At 71.1% G+C, this 18056-nt stretch carries 16 protein-coding genes; 11 read left to right on the top strand and 5 right to left on the bottom strand.

The annotated features are described in order from the left end of the window. The first annotated feature begins 213 nt into the window (after positions 1 to 213). Genes BCAV_RS07635 through BCAV_RS07605 form a run of 7 tightly spaced genes read left to right on the top strand, consistent with a single transcriptional unit; the run spans position 214 to position 7035 of the window. A complete protein-coding gene (locus BCAV_RS07635) occupies positions 214 to 891 on the top strand; it encodes a GntR family transcriptional regulator (RefSeq protein ID WP_015882013.1) in 678 nt (225 codons plus the stop codon). A 35-nt stretch (positions 892 to 926) separates the two neighbouring features. Then, on the top strand, positions 927 to 1874 hold the full coding sequence (locus BCAV_RS07630) for a carbohydrate ABC transporter permease (RefSeq protein ID WP_015882012.1): 948 nt from the start codon (positions 927 to 929) through the stop codon (positions 1872 to 1874). Continuing rightward, the gene (locus BCAV_RS07625; RefSeq protein WP_015882011.1) at positions 1871 to 2779 is read left to right on the top strand and encodes a carbohydrate ABC transporter permease; all 909 of its coding nucleotides are present in this window, start codon (positions 1871 to 1873) and stop codon (positions 2777 to 2779) included. The genes BCAV_RS07630 and BCAV_RS07625 overlap by 4 nt, the downstream gene beginning before the upstream one ends. Positions 2780 to 2784: 5 nt before the next feature. Continuing rightward, positions 2785 to 4119, top strand: coding sequence for an ABC transporter substrate-binding protein (locus tag BCAV_RS07620; protein ID WP_015882010.1), 1335 nt, complete (start codon positions 2785 to 2787; stop codon positions 4117 to 4119). Continuing rightward, a complete protein-coding gene (locus BCAV_RS07615) occupies positions 4116 to 5246 on the top strand; it encodes a sialidase family protein (protein WP_015882009.1) in 1131 nt (376 codons plus the stop codon). The genes BCAV_RS07620 and BCAV_RS07615 overlap by 4 nt, the downstream gene beginning before the upstream one ends. After that, the gene (locus BCAV_RS07610; RefSeq protein ID WP_015882008.1) at positions 5243 to 6145 is read left to right on the top strand and encodes a dihydrodipicolinate synthase family protein; all 903 of its coding nucleotides are present in this window, start codon (positions 5243 to 5245) and stop codon (positions 6143 to 6145) included. The genes BCAV_RS07615 and BCAV_RS07610 overlap by 4 nt, the downstream gene beginning before the upstream one ends. A 47-nt stretch (positions 6146 to 6192) precedes the next feature. After that, positions 6193 to 7035 carry a DeoR/GlpR family DNA-binding transcription regulator gene (locus BCAV_RS07605; protein ID WP_015882007.1) on the top strand — a complete coding sequence of 281 codons (843 nt, stop codon included), beginning with the start codon at positions 6193 to 6195 and terminating at the stop codon, positions 7033 to 7035. Here BCAV_RS07605 and BCAV_RS07600 read toward each other — a convergent pair. The 5 genes from BCAV_RS07600 to BCAV_RS07580 are packed head-to-tail and all read right to left on the bottom strand — an operon-like array spanning position 7017 to position 12659. Beyond that, the gene (locus BCAV_RS07600; protein ID WP_015882006.1) at positions 7017 to 8591 is read right to left on the bottom strand and encodes an FGGY-family carbohydrate kinase; all 1575 of its coding nucleotides are present in this window, start codon (positions 8589 to 8591) and stop codon (positions 7017 to 7019) included. The two genes, BCAV_RS07605 and BCAV_RS07600, sit on opposite strands and share 19 nt — an antisense overlap. Before the next feature lie 15 nt (positions 8592 to 8606). After that, on the bottom strand, positions 8607 to 9335 hold the full coding sequence (locus BCAV_RS07595) for a glycerophosphodiester phosphodiesterase (protein ID WP_015882005.1): 729 nt from the start codon (positions 9333 to 9335) through the stop codon (positions 8607 to 8609). Between the two features lie 56 nt (positions 9336 to 9391). Then, positions 9392 to 10747: an ABC transporter substrate-binding protein gene (locus tag BCAV_RS07590; RefSeq protein WP_015882004.1), complete on the bottom strand. Its 1356-nt coding sequence runs from the start codon at positions 10745 to 10747 to the stop codon at positions 9392 to 9394. A gap of 44 nt (positions 10748 to 10791) precedes the next feature. Further along, positions 10792 to 11703, bottom strand: a complete 912-nt coding sequence (locus tag BCAV_RS07585) for a carbohydrate ABC transporter permease (protein WP_015882003.1) — start codon at positions 11701 to 11703, stop codon at positions 10792 to 10794. After that, on the bottom strand, positions 11700 to 12659 hold the full coding sequence (locus tag BCAV_RS07580) for a carbohydrate ABC transporter permease (protein ID WP_015882002.1): 960 nt from the start codon (positions 12657 to 12659) through the stop codon (positions 11700 to 11702). Before BCAV_RS07580 ends, BCAV_RS07585 begins: the two co-directional genes overlap by 4 nt. A 426-nt stretch (positions 12660 to 13085) precedes the next feature. Between BCAV_RS07580 and BCAV_RS07575 the strand changes: the two genes are divergently transcribed. The 4 genes from BCAV_RS07575 to BCAV_RS07560 all read left to right on the top strand — a co-directional run bounded on the left by BCAV_RS07575 (position 13086) and on the right by BCAV_RS07560 (position 18041). Continuing rightward, complete coding sequence (locus BCAV_RS07575) at positions 13086 to 13556, top strand: ribose-5-phosphate isomerase (protein WP_015882001.1); 471 nt, start codon at positions 13086 to 13088, stop codon at positions 13554 to 13556. Then, entirely contained in the window at positions 13550 to 14410 is an 861-nt protein-coding gene (locus BCAV_RS07570; RefSeq protein WP_015882000.1) for an HAD-IIA family hydrolase, read from the top strand. Before BCAV_RS07575 ends, BCAV_RS07570 begins: the two co-directional genes overlap by 7 nt. Then, on the top strand, positions 14407 to 15771 hold the full coding sequence (locus tag BCAV_RS07565) for a sn-glycerol-1-phosphate dehydrogenase (RefSeq protein WP_015881999.1): 1365 nt from the start codon (positions 14407 to 14409) through the stop codon (positions 15769 to 15771). The genes BCAV_RS07570 and BCAV_RS07565 overlap by 4 nt, the downstream gene beginning before the upstream one ends. A gap of 539 nt (positions 15772 to 16310) precedes the next feature. Further along, positions 16311 to 18041, top strand: a complete 1731-nt coding sequence (locus BCAV_RS07560) for an alkaline phosphatase D family protein (protein ID WP_083769985.1) — start codon at positions 16311 to 16313, stop codon at positions 18039 to 18041. The last annotated feature ends 15 nt before the right edge of the window (positions 18042 to 18056 follow it).

Here is an 18056-nt window from a genome sequence, read left to right as displayed (position 1 = left end):
CCACTCCGCAGCGGAGACAACCGGGGCCAAGGGCCGGCGGTACGTCACTGATCCACCACGCGGATCAGTGACGTAGCCCCGCGACACGGACCGGCGGTACGTCACTGACCCACCACGCGGGTCAGTGACGTAGCCCCGCGGCACGGGCCGGCGAGCGCCTCCGCCTTGACCGGTCGACAGTTAACCGTCTACCGTCTCCCGCGGAGGTCATACATGGACATCGACGTCACCCCGTTGCAGCAGGAAGCGCTCGGCGACAGGGTCGCCCGGGCACTGCGCCGCAAGATCGTCTCCGGAGAGCTCGAGCGCGGCACCCATCTCGTGGAAGGTCCCCTCTCGGAGAGCTTCGGCGTCAGCCGCGGCCCGATCCGCGACGCGCTCCGGGCGCTCGAGAGCGACGGCCTCGTCGAGTCACGCCGTCGCGGAGCGTTCGTCGTCGGGCTCGACGAGAACGACATCGACGAGCTCTACTCGCTGCGCGAGGTGCTCGAGGCGTTCGCCCTGGACCTGGTGCTCGAGCAGGAGCGGCTCGACCGCACGCCGTTCGTCGACGCGGTCGAGGCCATGCGGGACGCGGCGCAGCGAGGCGACAGCGCCAGCTTCGCGGAGGCCGACGTCATGTTCCACCGGCTCTTCTACACCGCGTCGCACCACCGCCGCCTGCACGCGATGTGGCACACGCTCGAGCCGACCTTCGTGGCGCTGCTCGAGATCAGCACCGCCCAGGACGACGACCTCGGCCCGTCGGCGGAGTCGCACGCCCAGATCCTCGACGCCGTGCTGGCCGGCGACGGCGACTCGGCACGCACGGAGCTCGGCGCCCACCTCCTCGGCGCCCGCTCCCGCATCACCGCCGCCCACCAGAGACGCACGGGACGCCCCGCGACCTGACACCCCGCACCACCCGAGGTTCCAAAGGAGGGACCATGGACCCCACCCTCACGCGCGTCCGGACGGGCAAGCCGCCCGAGCCGCCCGCCGCGCAGCGCCGGCGCGGGCTCGGACTCCGCGCCCGTTCCGACGTCATCGGCTACATCTTCCTGACGCCGATGCTCGTGGCACTCGCCGCGTTCACGCTCTACCCGCTCGTCGAGACCGCCCGCCTGAGCTTCACCGACAGCAACGGCGTCCAGGCCAGCTACGTGGGCCTCGACAACTACACGTACATCTTCAGCGACGACCTGTTCTGGAGCGCGCTGTCGAACACCGTGTACATGGGGGCGCTGACGATCGTCATCGGCATCCCGCTCAGCCTCGTCATCGCGACGCTCATCAACTCGCTGCCGGCCACGCAGAGCCTGTTCAAGGCCGTGTACTTCGCGCCGAACATCACCTCGGCGATCGCGGCGGCCATCGCGTTCACGTACGTCTTCTACCCGACCGAGCAGGGCTGGGTGAACGCCCTGCTCGGCCAGCTCGGACTCGGCCCGTTCGGCTTCTTCTCCGACCCGGGCACGGCGCGCGCGTCGGTGGTGCTCATGTCCGTGTGGCAGGGCCTGGGCTACACGACGCTCATCTGGCTCGCCGGTCTCCAGGGGGTGCCCCGCGAGCTGCACGAGGCCGCGGAGGTCGACGGCGCCGGCTCGCTGCGCCGGTGGTGGAGCGTCACGCTGCCGATGCTCCGGCCGATCACGTTCTTCATCATCGTCGTCGAGTCGATCAACGCGTTCAAACGCTTCGCCGACGTCTACCAGATCGGCGGGACGGACGGCCAGCCCGGCGGCGTCCTCACGACGATCATGCTCTACATCTACCGGACGGGCTTCAACACGTTCGACTTCGGCAAGGCGTCCGCCGCCACCGTGGTCCTCTTCCTCATCATCCTCGCCCTCACGTGCGTCAACTTCGCGCTGTTCCGCAGGAGGTTGTCATGACCGTCCAGCAGCTCACCGGTGCGCCGCCGCAGCAGACGACGGCGCCGCGTCCTCAGCGGTCGGCAACCCGCGCGCGTCGGCTCGGCTGGTGGCTGAGCGCCCTCGTGCTGACCATCGGTGCGCTCGCCGTCCTCCTGCCGTTCGTCTTCATGATCTCGACGAGCTTCAACGGGCAGGCCCGCCTGTCGGTCCCGTTCCCGCCGCAGATCATCCCCGAGGACTTCAGCACGGAGGCGTACCGGATCGCGACCCTGGGGATCGACGTCTGGCGCCTGTACGGCAACACCCTGCTGGTCGCCGTCGTCGAGATCGTCCTGAGCCTCGGCTCGGCGCTGCTGGCCGGGTACGCCCTGTCGAAGATCCGACCCCGCGGGTCGAAGGTCATCCTCGTCGTCGCCCTCGCGACGATGATGATCCCGCTCGAGGCCACGATCATCCCGAACTTCATGACGTTCCGGTGGCTCGGGATGCTCGACACGTACTGGGCCCTGTGGCTGCCCGCCATCGCGTACCCGTTCGGGGCGTTCCTCGTGAAGCAGTACCTCGACTCCGTCCCGGACGAGCTGCGCGAGGCGGCCCGGCTCGACGGCGCGGGCGAGCTGCGCATCCTCATGCGGATCTACGCGCCCCTCGCCAAGGGCATCATCGCGACCCTGGTCATCCTGCTGTTCCTCGCGACGTGGAACAGCTACCTGTGGCCGCTCATCGTCATCAACGACCCGACGATGTACACGATCCAGCTCGGGCTCGCGTCGTTCAACCAGACCATCGGGAGCGAGACGTACGCCCTGCCGGACGTCAACCTGGCGGCCACGGTGCTGTCGCTCATCCCGATCCTCGCGATCTACCTGTTCTTCCAGCGCTACATCGTGGCCAGCGTGGCGAGCGCGGCGGTGAAGGGATGAGGCACATGCGTTCACGGCAGCTGTCCCGGCGAGCCTTCCTCTCCACGTCCGCGGCGGCGACCGCGCTCGGCGGCGCGGCTCTCCTGTCGGGATGCGGGGCGACGGCGGGCGGCGGGTCTCGCGTCGGCCTCACGACGTTCGCGGCGAACGTCGGCATCGACCCGCGGACCGGCCGGGAGATCCGGGGCCTCAACGACTTCCTGAGCGACGCGGGGCTGGACGGCGTCGTCGCCGTCGACGTCCCCGGTCGCGACGCGAACTCCACCAACTCGAAGGTGCAGACGATGCTGCTCGGGGGCTCGGTGGACATCATCCAGATGAGCACCGTGTACCCGTTCTTCCGGCAGGGTCTGCTGGCGGACCTCACGCCGTACTACGAGCGGGACTCCTGGGCGGACAACTACATCGAGGCGATCTTCGCCCCGCCGCTCGAGCGCATCATGTACCCGCCGTGGGACCCCGCGCCGTCGACGTACATCTCCTCCCCCGGCATCCTCAACACGTTGAGCCTCGCGTACGACGCGCAGCTGTTCGAGGACTTCGGCGTGGAGCCGCCGGGCACGATCCCGGACATCGACGACGTCGTCGCGAAGCTCCCGCGGCTGACGGGCACGAACCCCCGCACGGGCGAGCAGTGCTACGGGATGTACTACGACCCCCGGGCCGCGAGCCACATCATGCTGTACTACTTCGGCCGCGGGATCGACCTGGGCACCGTCGACCCGGACGACCCGGCCCGGCTCGCGTTCGACACCGACCAGGTGCGCAGCGGCATCGAGCAGATGATCGCGACGGCGGAGTTCGCGCCGCCCGGGTTCGAGATCGGTCAGGGTGCGGAGAACTGGGGCACCGAGAACAACACGGTGGCGATCAACATGTCCGTCGCGCCGGCGGCGATGCAGACCGCGCAGGACAACGGCCTCGTCGACCGCTTCGTGGTGACGGAGGGCGTGCGCAACACCGAAGGCCACACGTTCTACGTCACGGCCACGGAGTTCGCGATCGCGTCCGCCGCCAGGGACACCGACCTCGCGTGGGAGGCGGTCAAGCTGCTCAGCGGGGCCGAGGGCCAGCGGTTCCTGTACGAGGAGTACCAGGAGCTGCCCACCTGGCGCGACGCGGACTGGGTCGACACCGACCTGACGCCGTACGCGCCGGCGTTCATCGCCGCCGCGGAGGCCGGACGGAACGCGTTCTTCCCCGAGTTCATGTTCCGGACGTTCCGGCCGTGGATGGCCTCGATCATCTCGCGCGCGCTCGGCGGCGCGAGCTACGACCTGGCGGCCGAGCTGGCCGACCAGCAACGAAAGGCGGAGCAGTGGGTGCTCGATCAGGCGTGACGACGGACGCGGTACGGAACGGGACGACCACGGTGAAGCCGCCGCCCGGCGTCGTCGTCGCGCACTCCCCCGCGGCGACGCAGGCGTACATCGGCTCGCCGTCGCTCGTGCGGCTGCCGGGCGGCACGCTCCTGGCGAGCCACGACCTGTTCGGGCCGGGCTCCACGTGGAGCGACACGCACGTGTACGCCTCGGACGACGACGGCGCCACGTGGCGCCACCGGGCGCACCTCGCCGGGCAGTGGTGGTCGAGCCTCCTGGTGCACGGCGGCGCCCTGTACATCCTGGGGACGACCACGGAGTACGGCGACGTCGTGATCCGGCGCTCCGACGACGGCGGGCGGACGTGGACGACGCCGGACTCCCCGCGGACGGGTCTGCTGCGGCAGGGCCAGTTCCACACGGCGCCGATGCCGTTCGTCGAGCACGACGGGCGGATCTGGCGCGCGATGGAGGACGCGTCCGGGGGCGAGGGCTGGGGTGAGCGGTTCGCGGCGTTCGTCATGTCCGCGCCGCTCGGGGCGGACCTGCTCGACGCGGCGTCGTGGACATCCACGAACGCCCTCGCGCGGGAGAACGCGTGGCTGCCGGACGGGTTCCGGGCGTGGCTGGAGGGCAACGCGGTCGTGACGCCGGAGGGCGAGCTCGTCGACGTGCTGCGCGTGGACAGCGCCGACCCGCGGGTCACGTGGGGCGCGATCGTGCACGTGAGTCCGGACGGCACACGGGCCACGTTCGACCCGAAGGCGGACCTCATCGAGATGCCGGGCGGGATCACGAAGTTCGCGATCCGGCGCGACCCCGTGACGGGCGACTACGTCTCGCTCGTCAACCACGTCCCCGACCCGGCCGCGCGGTCGCGGGGGCTGCGGGCACGGAACACGCTGGCGCTGGCCCGGTCGGCCGACCTGCGGACCTGGCGGGTGTCGGCACCCGTGCTGGAGCACGCGGACGACGTCACGCACGGCTTCCAGTACGTCGACTGGTTCATCGAGGACGGCGACCTGCTGGTCCTCTCCCGCACCGCCTGGGACGAACCGGGCGGAACCGCGCACAACCACCACGACGCCAACTACCTCACGTTCCACCGTCTGCACGCTTTCCGAGAGGTTCCCGTCCACGCATGAGCAGCAACCACGCCGGCCCCACCGGCGTCATCTGCCCGATCGTCACGCCCCTGACCGACGACGAGCGCCTCGACCGTGAGGTCCTCGCCGCTCACGTCCGTGCCGTCCTCCCCCACGTCGACGGACTCATGGCGCTCGGGACCACCGGCGAGCTGCCGGTGCTCGACGACGCCGTCGCCGACGAGCTCGTCGACGTCGTCCTGTCGGAGGTGGGGGACGCGGGCGGCCAGATCGTGCTGGGCGTCGGGGGCGCGGGGTGGGCGCGGACGCGCCGCAACCTGCGGCGGGTGGCCGACGGCGTCACGCACGTCGCCGTGTGCGCTCCGTTCTACTACGCGACCACCCCGGCGGGGCTGCTCGACTACTTCCGGCGGGCGGCCGACGCCGCTGCGGTGCCGGTGGTGCTGTACAACATCCCGCAGAACACGCACGTGCCGCTGACCGTGGACCTCGTCGCGACGCTGGCGGAGCACGAGAACGTCGTCGGCATCAAGGACAGCGGCCCCTCCCGCGAGTACTTCACGGAGCTGCTCGCGCTGCGGTCGCCGTCGTTCACGGTGCTCCGTGGCACCGACGACGCCGCCGTCCTCGAGTACCGGGCCGCGGGCGCGGACGGCTTCGTGAGCGGGCTCGAGAACATCGAACCGGGGCTGCTGCGGGCGGCGCTGGAGGCGGGCGACGACGACGCGCGGGCGGCCGCCGTGGCGCGGATCGGCGAGATCGCGGCTCTCGCCGACGGCGCCACGGGGCTGTCGGCGATCAAGGCGGCCGTGGCGATCCTGCGCGGTGGGTCGCCGCGCGCGGCGCGCCCGGTCCCCACGCTCGAGGCCGACGCGCTGCGCGACCTCGCCGCTCGGCTGGAGGTGCTGGGGCTTCGGCCCCACGTCGCCGTGGGCTGACCATAAACTGGGCTCCGGACGCGGAGTCCGGGAGCGGAGACGGATCCATGAGCTCGTCGCACGCCGGCCGGCGCCCCTCGGCACGGGACCGCGCCCGGCAGGAGCGCCAGGAGCTCATCGCCTCCTACGTCCTCGCCAAGGGGGTGGCCACCCCGCACGAGCTCACCGAGGTCTCGGGCGCCAGCATCATGACCGTGCACCGTGACCTGGACGAGCTCGCGCGGCGGGGGCTGATCCGCAAGTTCCACGGCGGTGTCTCCGCGAAGGCGTCGTCCGTGTTCGAGAGCAGCTCGGCGTTCCGCCTGCACTACCAGTCCGAGCACAAGGACGCCCTCGCCGAGGCCGTGCTGGAGCGGATCGAGCCCGGCATGTCGGTCATGCTCGACACGTCGTCGACGAACGTGTTCCTCGCGCGCCGCATCGCGCGCCTGGACGACGTGCCGCTCACCGTCATCACGAACTACCAGCCCATCCTGCACACGCTGCGCTCGTGCGACGGCGTCAGCCTCATCATGATCGGCGGTCGGTACAGCACCGTCCACGACGCGTTCTTCGGCATCGACGCCGTCGCGATGACGCAGGGGCTGCGGGCGAACCTGGCGGTGCTGAGCACGTCGGCGATGACGCCGGACGAGACCTATCACCAGGACCAGGACATCGTGCTCATGAAGCGCGCCATGATGGCGGCGGCCGACGAGCGGGTGCTCCTCATGGACCCGACGAAGATCCGGCGGACGGCGTTGCACCGGCTGGCGCCCACCCGCGACTTCGACGAGCTGCTGCTCACGGACCCGGACGACCCGGAGTTCGTCGCGGCTGTCTCGGAGCACGTGCCCACGCGGATCGTGAAGGCGGCCCGAGCGAGCGAGGATCAGGCGCTGGAGGCCTGATCCGCCACGCGGGCGGCCACGGCGTGGATCGGCTCGCGCAGCAGCGGGTAGGCCTCGACGTAGCGGTCCACGAAGAAGCCGTACTCCTCGTGCCGGTCGGGATCGGGCTCGAGGACGTCGGCGGTGCGGACCATGGCAGCCGCGGCGTCGCGCACCGAGCCGAACAACCCGGCACCTGCTGCCGCGAGCACGCACGTGCCGAGCGCCGTCGCGTCGGGCACGTGCGTCAGCGTGATCGGCACGCCCGTGACGTCGGCGTGCATCTGCATCCAGTCCCGGCTGCGCGTGGCCCCGCCCCCGGCGACGATCGCGTGCACCTCGTGCCCGGCGTCGGCCATGACGCGACGGATGTGCTCCGTGCCGTAGCAGACGCCCTCCTGGATCGCCCGGTACACGTGCTCCGGGCCGTGATGCAGGCTCAGGCCCCAGATCATCCCGCGGGCGTCGCCGTCCGTGTACGGCGTGCGGTTGCCCTGGAAGTACTCGTTGACGACGACGCCCTCGGCTCCCGGCGGCAGGTGGCGGGCGCGCTCGTTCAGGACGTCGTACGGGCTCGTGCCGTTCCTCGCGGAGGCGGACCGGACGTCCGGAGCGAAGTGCTCCACGAACCACTTGAGCACCGAGCCGGTCGAGGCCTGGCCGCCCTCCACCGTGTACTCGCCGGGCACGACGCCGTCGGTGTACGCGCCGAAGAAGCCCGGGCCGGAGATCGGCTCGGCGGACTGGCCCGTGAACACGTGCGAGGACCCGGTGATGAGCGCCATGCGGCCGGGTGCCAGGACGCCCAGACCGATCTGGCCGGCCCACGCGTCGATCACGCCCTGGGCCACGGGCACGCCCGCCGGCAGGCCGAGTGCCGCCGCGGCGTCGTCGGTCAGCTCGCCCACCGGCGCGCCCGGCGCCAGCACCGGCCCGGTGAGCTTGCCGAGCACGTCGCCGACGCCGACGTCGTCGTACAGGTCCTCCGGCCAGCCACCGTTGTCGCCGTCGTAGTACATGCGCAGCGCGGCGGAGTTGAGGTTGACGGTCCACTCACCCGTGAGCCGGAACGTGATCCAGTCGGCCGCGTCGACGAGGTGCGCGGCCCGGGAGTACACGTCCGGCTCGTGCTCCTTGAGCCAGGCCGCCTTGAACGGGTACCACTCGGCGCTCGCCGGCATCGTGCCGCCGCCGTTGTAGCGGCGGGCGGTCGAGCGGGAGGCGTCGGCGCGCGCGGCCTGCTCGACGGCGCGCACGTCCATCCACAGGATCGCGGGGCGCAACGGGGTGCCGGCGGCGTCCGTCGCCACGAGCGTGAGCGACGTCGCGTCGCACGCCAGCCCCGCGATCTCGCTCCCGCTCAGCCCGGACTCGGCCAGGGCGCGTCGCACAGCAGTGCACGCCGCCTCCCACCAATGCTGCGGGTCCTGCTCCGCCCACCCGGGCTGCGGGTAGCCCGTGGGGTACGGGACGGCGGCGATGCCGACGGCGCGACCGGCGACGTCGAACACCGCGGCGCGGCAGCTCTCCGTGCCGAAGTCGAGCCCCAGGACGTACGGCCCGCCGGAGCCTCCCATCGCGGCCGCCCGGCCTCAGGACCGGGCGGGGACGTCGACGCCGACGAGCCCGTCCGGCGTCATCCGGAACCCGGCGTCGGCGACCAGCCGCGGGTCGTCGAGGGTGAACCCGTCGGCGCCGAGCTCCACGACCCGGCGTACGTCGTCGGCGGTGCGGATCGGCCACAGGTCCACCCGGAACCCGCGCTCCCGCGCTGCCCGCACGAACGCCTCGTCGGCGCTCTCGAGGCCCACGAGCACCCGCCGGGCGCCGAGCGAGGCCGCCTCGTCGAGCACGTCGGGTCCGGCGACCTTGCGGATGAGCCCGACGCACGCGTCCGGCAGCAGCTCGGCCAAGCGACCCACCGTCGCGGCGTCGAACGACGTCGGCTCGCACCGCCGGGCGTCCTCGGGACGCTGCCGCAGCAGCTCGACGGCGGGCTCGATCGCCGTCGTGGCCTTGATCTCCACCTGGAGCGAGACGCTCGTCGCGTCGAGCACCTCGGCGAACGTCGGGATCGTGGCCCCGTCGCCGGCGTCGAGCACCCGCAGCTGCTCGAACGTCAGGTCGGCGACGGCGCCCGTCCCGTTCGTCGTCCGGTCGACGCTCGCGTCGTGGATGACGACGACGTGCCCGTCGCTGCTGGTCTGGAGGTCGAGCTCGAGCTGGTTGACCCCGATCTCCTCCGCTCGCGCGAACGAGGCGAGCGTGTTCTCGGGGGCCAGGGCTGCGGCTCCCCGGTGGCCGACGGCGATGACGGGCATGCGGGTTCGGTCTCCTTCGGTCGTGGGTCGGGCGGGCGGGAGGTCGCGGCCGGTGCTCAGCCGTACCAGCGGTCGTAGGAGTCCTGGATGTCCTCGGCGCCCTGCCGCAGCTGGCCGGCGACGCCGCCGAACGTCGTCGCCACGTCCTTGCTGCGGTCGGAGAGGACCTCCTGGATGCCGCCGATGATCGTGCTCGTGGAGTCCGTGACGAAGATGCGCACGGCGTCCGTGGGCTGCGCGAGCTCGAGCTGGTCCGCGGCCACCGAGAAGTTCGGGTCGTCGGCCAGCACCTGGGCGAGCTCCGGCTCCTCCTGCGACGCCGTCACGATCGGCAGGTACCCGGTGCCTAGCGTCCACGCGGCGGCGTTGTCCGGCCGGCCGAGGAACGTCAGCAGCTCGAAGCCGGCCTGCTTGCGCTCGTCCGGGACACCGCTGAACATCGAGAAGCCGTTGCCGCCGGTCGGCACGCCGGTGGTCACCTCCTGCGGGAGGAACGACGCGCCCACCTCGAAGTCGGACTCCTCGTAGATGCCGCGCAGGGACGCCGTCGAGCCGACGGTCGTCGCGACGACGCCGGCGCCGAAGTCGGTCGTCGGTGCCTGGGCGAGGTAGCCGTAGCCGTGCTCGAACACGAAGTCCTGCGCCCACGTGCCCGCCTCGACGGCAGCGTCGCCGTCGATCTGCACGTCGAGCCCGTCGGAGATCCGGCCGCCGAACGCCCAGATCAGCGCCATGAACGGCCAGTCGTCGCCCGAGCTGAACGCGTGGGTCGCGAGCGCCTTCCCGGAGACCTGGATGGCGTTGAGGGCGGGCGCCCACTCCAGCAGCTCCGACCACGTCTCGGGCCCGCGGTCCGGCAACCCGGCCTGCGCGAACTGGTCCTTGTTGTAGTAGAAGAGCGGCGTGCTGCGCCCGTACGAGAGCCAGTACGTGCTGCCGTCCACGACGCCCTCCTGGAACAGCGACGGCAGGTACGCGTCGCCGTTGAAGTCGTCGGTGAAGTAGTCGTCCAGCGGCTCGAGCACGTCGTTGAGCATGAACCGCGCCCACCACGTGTCGGCGAACATCATGACGTCGGGCACGGCCTTGGCCTGCAGCGCGGCCGTGACCTTCGGGCCGGCCTCCTCGTACGCGCCCTGGAACTGCAGCTCGGCGTAGATGTCCTCCTGGGACTCGTTGAACTGCGTGACGAGGCCCTGCAGCACCTCGCCGTTGTTGCCGCTCATCGAGCTCCACACGGCGATGTTCACCTCGCGGCCGGAGAACGCGGACGGCACGTTGAGGTCCACCGAGCCCAGCTCGCCGGAGGAGCCGCCGCCCGCGCACGAGGCGAGGAGGGGCGCGCTGAGACCGGCCGCGCCGAGGCCGAGGAACGTGCGGCGGCTCGGGGAACCGAAGGGACTGCGGGTCATGGGTGTGTCCTTTCGAGGCGGGGTGTCCGGGGCGTGCGGCACGCTCATCCCTTGACGGCGCCGGCGGTGAGGCCGCGGGCGATGTGCCGCTGCGTGAACAGGAAGAGCACGAGCATCGGCAGGGCCACGATCACGGTGCCGGCCATGATCGCGCCCCAGTCGTTGTAGCCCTCCGCCGAGCGGAGGTAGAGCAGCCCGATCGGGAGCGTGCGCATCTCGACCGTGTTCGTGACGATGAGCGGCCAGATGAAGTCGTTCCACATGTCGACGACGGCGATCACGCCCACCGTGACGAGCATTGGTTTGCACATGGGCAGGACGATCTGGAACAGCTTGCGCATGTGACCGGCGCCGTCGACGGCGGCCGCCTCCGTGATGTCCGACGGGAGCGTCAGCATGTACTGCCGGAGCAGGAACATCCCGAACACGCTCCCCGCGCTCGGGAGGATCAGTCCGAGGTAGGTGTTGATCCAGCCGAGGTTGGCCATCGTGATGTAGTTGACGATGAGCGTGACGTTCCCCGGCACCATGAGGGAGCCGAGCATGAGCAGGAACACGAGGTTCTTCGCGGGGAACCGCAGGTAGACGAACGCGTACGCCGTGAGCGACGCGTTGACGAGCTTGATCGACGCCCCGACCACCGTGACGATCAGCGAGTTCACCAGGAAGTGGTTGAACGGGGCGGCGGCCCACGCGTCGCCGAAGTTCTCGATGACCGGCGGCCACGGCAGCCATTGCGGCGGGTACTGGTAGATGTCCGAGTTCTCCTTCACCGCCGAGGAGAACAGCCAGTAGACAGGCACGAGGAACGTGAGCCCGGCGACGACGAGCGCGGCGTACAGCAGCACGCGGCGGAGCCTGGAGTCGGTCATCGCACCGCGCCGGCGGGGCGGCGGCGGGCCGTCGAGGGCGGGGTCGTCCTGGCCCTCCTTCAGGAGCGGGATCGCTGCGCTCATTGGTAGTGCACCTTGCGCTGGGAGTAGGCGTTCTGCAGGGCAGTGACCGCGAGGAGGATGACGAAGAGGATCATCGCCGCGGCCGCCGCGCCCCCGGCGTCGGACGCCTTGAAGGCGCGCTCGTAGATGAACCACGACAGCGTCGTCGTCGCGATCCCCGGCCCGCCGCCGGTCATGACGGCGATGAGGTCGTAGGCCTGGAACGTGCCGATGATCGTGATGACCATGACGAAGAACGTGACGGGCGACAGCAGCGGCAGCGTGATCCTGCGGAAGATCGCCCAGCGGCCGGCGCCGTCGATGCGCGCCGCCTCGTCGTACTCCTCGGGCAGCCCCTGCAGGCCGGCGAGGTAGATGATCGCGACGAAGCCCATGCCCTTCCACAGGTACGCGATGATCAGCGCCGGCATCGCCCACTGGGCGTCGGTGACCCAGCGCGGCGAGTCCGCCCCGACCAGCGAGAACAGCAGGCGCGAGAGCCCGTAGTTCGGGTCGAACAGGAACAGCCAGAGCGTCGCGACGGCGGCGCCGCTGATGACGTACGGCGAGAACGCCGCCGTCCGGACGACGCCGCGCAGGTGCAGCTTCTGGTTGAACAGGAGCGCCAGCAGCAGGCCGAGCACGACGCTCCCGATCACCACCGCACCCGTGAACACGGCCGTGTTCAGCAGCACCCGGTGGAAGTTGGGGCTCGTCAGCAGGTCGACGTAGTTCGCGAATCCCACCCACTGGGGCGTGCCCGAGATCATGTTCCAGCTCGTCATCGACAGGAACGCGTTGTAGAGCACCGGCCAGTACTCGAACGTCAGGATGAGCACGGCGTTCGGGAAGATGAGCAGCGCGAACAGGGCGTACTCGCGCCTGTCGCGCCGGCGTCGTCCGCGGCGCCGATCGGCGGCCTCCCGCGCTCCGGTCGCGGGCGGGCGCGGCGCCGCGATCACGTCCTGGTGGGCCAACGTCCTGCCTTCCTCGCGGCACTGCGGATGGGTGACTTCGAACGGGCGCGCGCCGGGGCCGTGGCGACGGCTACGGCGTCCTGGAACACCCGGGCTCGCGGTCCGTGAAAGTTATCCCTCGAGTCGGTCGGCGCGCAAGGACGTCTCACCACCGCGACGGCGACCGGACCTCGTCGGGACGATGCGCCCGGCTCCGGCGCGCGCCACTTGGGGGATGACGTCCCCGCCCTCTCACCAGCGATTCTGCGCGGCCCGGACGGGGCGCCGACCCCGCCACGCACGCCGTCCGGACAACGCCGAGACGACCTTGCGTTCACGAATCCGTCTGTGAGAGTTTTACCAGCCAAGGTGCGGACGCCGTCGTCGTCGCCGAGAGAGCTGCACGGCGCGGGACGACGTCCCGCCCGCGGACGAGGAGGAACGGCCATGGCATGGCGCGTGGTGGTGGGCTCGGACGGAGCCGGGTTCGACTACAAGGAGGCGCTCAAGCAGGATCTCTTCGTGAGCGATCTGGTGAGCGACGTCGTGGACGTCGGAGTACCCGCCGCGGACGACGGCGCCAACTATCCGAGCGTGGCGTTCGAGGCCGCGCGCCGGGTCGCCGCGGGCGAGGCGGACCGGGCGCTGCTCGTGTGCGGCACGGGGCTCGGCGTGGCGATCTCCGCGAACAAGGTCAAGGGCGTCCGGGCCGTCACGGCGCACGACGTCTACTCCGTGCGGCGGTCGGTGCTGTCGAACGACGCCCAGGTGCTCTGCCTCGGCCAGCGGGTGATCGGGCTGGAGCTCGCGCGCGCCCTCACCGAGGAGTGGCTGACGCTGACGTTCGACCCGACGTCGGCGTCCGCGCCGAAGGTGGCGGAGATCGACACGTACGAGGCCGGGACCGGGGCGTGCTGACCGCCGAGACGCGGGACGCCGTCCGTGCCGCGACGCTGCGGCCGCGCGCCGACGAGCTGTACGACGCGTACCTGTTCGACCTCGACGGCACGATCTACCTGGGCGACCAGCTGCTCCCGGGTGCGGCGGACCTGCTGGCCGAGCTGCGCCGTCGTTCCCTCCCGGTGCGGTTCGTGTCGAACAACCCGACCCGCTCCCCCGAGGCGTACGTGACGAAGCTGCGCGGGCTCGGCCTGGAGGCGGAGCTCGAGGAGGTCACGAACACGGTCGTGGCGATGGTGCGGTGGCTCGAGCGGGAGCACCCGGACGCCGTCGTGTTCCCGATCGCGGAGCGGCCGCTCGTGGACGCGCTGCTCGCGGCCGGCTTCGAGGTGAGCGATGACGCGTCGCGGGTCGACGTCGTGATCGCCTCCTACGACCGGACGCTCACGTACGCGAAGCTGCAGGTGGCGTTCGACGCGCTGTGGATGCACCAGCGGGCGATCCTCGTGACCACGAACCCGGACCCGTACTGCCCGCTGCCGGGCGGCCGGGGTGAGCCCGACGCGGCGGCGGTCGTGGCGGCGATCGAGGCGAGCACCGGCGTGACGCTGACCAAGAACGTGGGCAAGCCCGACGCCGCGATGGTGCATGCCGCGCTCGCCGGGCTGGATGTCTCGCTCTCGCGGTGCGTGATGGTCGGCGACCGGCTACCGACGGACATCCGGATGGCGACCGACGTCGGGATGGCCTCCGCGATGGTGCTCACCGGGGACTCGACGCGGGCCGAGGCGGAGGCCCTGCCGGCCGAGCTCCAGCCGGACCTCCTGCTGGAGCGGGTCGACCACCTGCTGCCCGGCGCGGTGACGCGATGACTGTGCTGGCCACGGCGCTCGCGGGGGCGTCGGACACGCGCGCGCTCGAGGCCGGGGTGGGGGTGCTGTCGCGCACCGGCGCCGTGTTCACGGAGACGTTCGGGGACTCCTCCGCCCAGCTGGTGGCGGACGGCACGACGTGGGCGGTGGCTGGCGAGGAGGTGTCGGCGTCGTTGCGCGCGGCCGGCGTGTCGCTCGCGCCGCCGCTGGTGCTGCCGGCGACGCCCACCGTGTACGCGTCGTACGAGAACGTGTCGCTGATCCGGGAGCACCTGCGGGGCAGCGACGCCGTGCCGGTCGTGGTCGGGTCCGGCACGCTCAACGACCTGGTGAAGCTGGCGTCAGGCGAGCTGGGGCGCGAGTACCTCGTGGTCGGGACGGCGGCATCGATGGACGGGTACGCCGCGTACGGCGCGTCCATCACGAAGGACGGGTTCAAGATCACGCAGTACTGCCCGGCGCCGGCCGCCGTCGTCGCCGACGTGTCGGTCATGGCCGACGCGCCGCAGCGCCTCACCGCGACCGGGCTCGGCGACCTCATCGAGAAGGTCCCGGCCGGGGCGGACTGGATGATCGCCGACGCGCTCGGCGTCGAGCCCATCGACCGCGGCGTGTGGGACCTGGTCCAGGGCCCCCTGCGGGCGTCGCTGGCGGACCCGGCGGGGCTCGCCGCCGGGGACCTCGCCGCCGTCGGCCGCCTCGCCGAGGGGCTGCTCATGTCGGGGCTCGCGATGCAGGCGCACCAGTCCTCGCGCCCGGCGTCCGGCGCCGGTCACCAGTTCTCGCACCTGTGGGAGATGGAGGGGCTGGGGCGCGACGCCGAGCCGCCGCTGTCGCACGGGATGAAGGTGGGTCTAGGCACGATCGCGATGTGCGCGCTGTACGAGGTGGTGCTGCGGCGTGACCTCGGTGCGCTCGACGTCGACGCCGCCGTGGCCGCGTGGCCCACGTGGGAGCAGATGGCGTCCCGGATCCGCGGGGCCGGGCTGCCACCGGAGGTGGAGGTCGCGGCGCTGGCGCAGAGCGAGGCGAAGTACGTCCCGGCCTCGGCGCTGCGGTCGCGGCTCACGGACATGGTGTCGCTGTGGCCGACACTGGCGCCGCTGCTGCGTGCGCAGCTGTTGCCGGCGGCGGACATCGAGTCGCGGCTTGCCACGGTGGGAGCCGTGACGCACCCGGCGCAGATCGGGCTGGACCTAGACCGCTTCCGGACGACGTACTGGCGGGCGCTGACGATCCGGAGCCGGTACACGCTGCTGGACCTGCTGCTGGAGGCGGGGCTGCTGTCGTCGTGCGTCGACGAGCTGTTCGCGCCGGGCGGGTTCTGGGGGCAGCGCCCGTGGCCCGGGGTCGCGGGCTGACCTCCTAGGCGCACGCCGACGCTGGTCGTGGAGGTCGTTCCGTCTCCGGAGGAGTTGTGCTCCGAGAACGTGGTCGATCTGGTCGTTTCGTCGACGGAAGAACCGTGTTCTCCGGGAGCGTGGTCGATCTGGTCGTATCGTCCGCTGCGTCTCGGGGTGGTCGCCCCCACCGGCGGAGGTCAGGCAAGCGGCCCAGCCGCGGCCGGCTCGGCGTCGACGACAGAGCCGCCATCCAACGCGCTTTGACGCCGCCGTCGCGCACCCGGGGGCAAGCGTGGTCCTGGACCCGTCGCGGGGTGACCCATGCGGTGGGATCGCAAGGCCACCGGGGTGAGCCACCATCGAATCGTCCAGGTGGCTCCGTCGGATCGTGCCTTCCCCAGCCTCTGGCACCGCCCGTAGCGTCGCCACCATGCTCGGCGTCGAGTCGCAAGGATCGCCTCCCGCCGCGTCAACCTCGGGCCGTCGGGAAAGGCGACCGCGATGCACTGGCTCGGCTATGCGACCGTCCTACGCCGACCCACCTGCGAGGAACGTCGATGAGCCAGGCAGTGCCATCTCCTGCCGTGCTCCGACGTGATGTCGCTCCGGCTCGGTCCTCGATGACCCCCACCTCGCAAGGGAGCTCACCCATGTCCGTATCCCGTCGAAGCTTTCTGGCTGCCGCTGGAGCGGCGGCCGGCGCCGCTGTCACCGACTTCGCGGCCGCCGCGCCCGCAGCTGCCGTCACATTCGCAAGCAACCCGTTTCAGCTTGGCTCAGCCTCCGGCGACCCGACCGAGGACTCCGTGATCCTCTGGACAAGGCTCGCGCCCGAGCCCACCGCGACGGACTTCGGGATGGCGGGGGCGCCGTCGTCCATCTCCGTCCACTGGCGGGTCGCGACGACGCACGAGGGTGCCACGAGTGACGCGACGAGCCTCTACGACGGCGACGTCACTGTCACCGCGACGGACTGCTGGTCGGCGCACGTGGATGTGAAGACCGCGCCCGGCGGTGGGCCCCTCCAGGCGGGGACCACCTACTACTTTCGGTTCGCCGTCGACGGCTTTGAGACCTGGGTCGGGACCACGCGAACCCGTCCCGCACCCGATGCGGACGTCATCGCCAGCTTCGCCGTCATCAGCTGCCAGTCCTACGCGACGGAACTCACGGGGACGAGCTACTGGCCGGGGTACACGCACCTCGAGCAGAACCCGATGGACTTCGTCCTCCACCTCGGCGACTACATCTACGAAAGCAGCCACGCCAACACGATCCCGGCTGAGATCCCGGGCGACCCGACGACTGACGCGTGCCGATCGATCACCGACTACCGCAGGCGCTGGGGCGCCTACCTCGAGCGCGACAACATCCAGCGGGTCCGTCGGACGCAGCCCATGTTCTACGTGCCCGACGACCATGAGTTCATCAATGACGTCCACGGCGGCGAGGTCGCGGACCGCACGCAGGGGGTGATCGACCGCTGGAACAACGCGCTCCGTGCCCTCTGGGAGAACATGCCCACCCGGTCGGCGCGCCCGGTCGTGGAACCTGGAACGACGCGGTTGGTCGCGGAGGTGGAGCGCACCGACATCCGCTGGGGACGGCACCTGGACCTGATCGTCCCCGACATGCGTCAGTACCGCACGCGGTTCGACCACGCGACGCCGACGCTCTTCGGAGTGGCGCAGCGGAACCGCGTGCTCAACAGGATCGCGACAGCCTCCGCAACCTGGACCGCGCTCGGGGTCGTCAGCCCGATCACGAGCTATCGGATCTCCGCCACCGACCCGAGGGTTGCCGGAACGTGGAACACCTATGCCGAACGCGGACTCGTCACCGATGCCATCGCCGCGCGGCGCGCCTCCGATCCTGACTTCAGCCCCGTGTTCCTCGCCGGGGACGTCCACTGCGGCTATGCCTCGCGCGTGGCGCGGGACCAGGACGTCCCCGAACAGGATCACGTGGCCACGGAGTTCTCCGTTCCGTCCATGTCCAGCTACGGCACGGCGTCGGGTGGAACGGGGAGGACGTCATGGCCGGACCGACGTGCGGGCAACCCGACCCTGCTGAGCTACATCGGCATCCCCGCCAGCCCCAACGAGGACGACGGCTCCGGCTATGCGAAGTGCCAGCCCTACAAGGGCTACCTGCGGTGCGCCGCCGGGCCCGACTACTTCTACACGAACTACATCACCGCGACCAACGTCTGGCAGTCGACCTCGGTCGCGACGTCGCGCAAGAAGCTTCGCGTCACACGCGGTGCGATCGGCGCGTTGCCCTACTGAGGGGTCGGGTCGGGC

The sequence above is a fragment of the Beutenbergia cavernae DSM 12333 genome, from assembly GCF_000023105.1.
Classification (GTDB): domain Bacteria; phylum Actinomycetota; class Actinomycetes; order Actinomycetales; family Beutenbergiaceae; genus Beutenbergia; species Beutenbergia cavernae.
Note: the sequence above shows the minus strand (reverse complement) of the source record. Positions and strands in the feature narration are given on the sequence as shown.

Bases quoted from the DNA above. Each gene is read 5' to 3' on its own strand.
- BCAV_RS07575 (WP_015882001.1), top strand. From the start codon at position 13,086: ATGGCATGGCGCGTGGTGGTGGGCTCGGACGGAGCCGGGTTCGACTAC.
- BCAV_RS07630 (WP_015882012.1), top strand. From the start codon at position 927: ATGGACCCCACCCTCACGCGCGTCCGGACGGGCAAGCCGCCCGAGCCG.
- BCAV_RS07635 (WP_015882013.1), top strand. From the start codon at position 214: ATGGACATCGACGTCACCCCGTTGCAGCAGGAAGCGCTCGGCGACAGG.
- BCAV_RS07625 (WP_015882011.1), top strand. From the start codon at position 1,871: ATGACCGTCCAGCAGCTCACCGGTGCGCCGCCGCAGCAGACGACGGCG.
- BCAV_RS07605 (WP_015882007.1), top strand. From the start codon at position 6,193: ATGAGCTCGTCGCACGCCGGCCGGCGCCCCTCGGCACGGGACCGCGCC.
- BCAV_RS07620 (WP_015882010.1), top strand. From the start codon at position 2,785: ATGCGTTCACGGCAGCTGTCCCGGCGAGCCTTCCTCTCCACGTCCGCG.
- BCAV_RS07610 (WP_015882008.1), top strand. From the start codon at position 5,243: ATGAGCAGCAACCACGCCGGCCCCACCGGCGTCATCTGCCCGATCGTC.
- BCAV_RS07560 (WP_083769985.1), top strand. From the start codon at position 16,311: ATGAGCCAGGCAGTGCCATCTCCTGCCGTGCTCCGACGTGATGTCGCT.
- BCAV_RS07585 (WP_015882003.1), bottom strand. From the start codon at position 11,703: ATGAGCGCAGCGATCCCGCTCCTGAAGGAGGGCCAGGACGACCCCGCC.
- BCAV_RS07600 (WP_015882006.1), bottom strand. From the start codon at position 8,591: ATGGGAGGCTCCGGCGGGCCGTACGTCCTGGGGCTCGACTTCGGCACG.
- BCAV_RS07590 (WP_015882004.1), bottom strand. From the start codon at position 10,747: ATGACCCGCAGTCCCTTCGGTTCCCCGAGCCGCCGCACGTTCCTCGGC.
- BCAV_RS07595 (WP_015882005.1), bottom strand. From the start codon at position 9,335: ATGCCCGTCATCGCCGTCGGCCACCGGGGAGCCGCAGCCCTGGCCCCC.
- BCAV_RS07565 (WP_015881999.1), top strand. From the start codon at position 14,407: ATGACTGTGCTGGCCACGGCGCTCGCGGGGGCGTCGGACACGCGCGCG.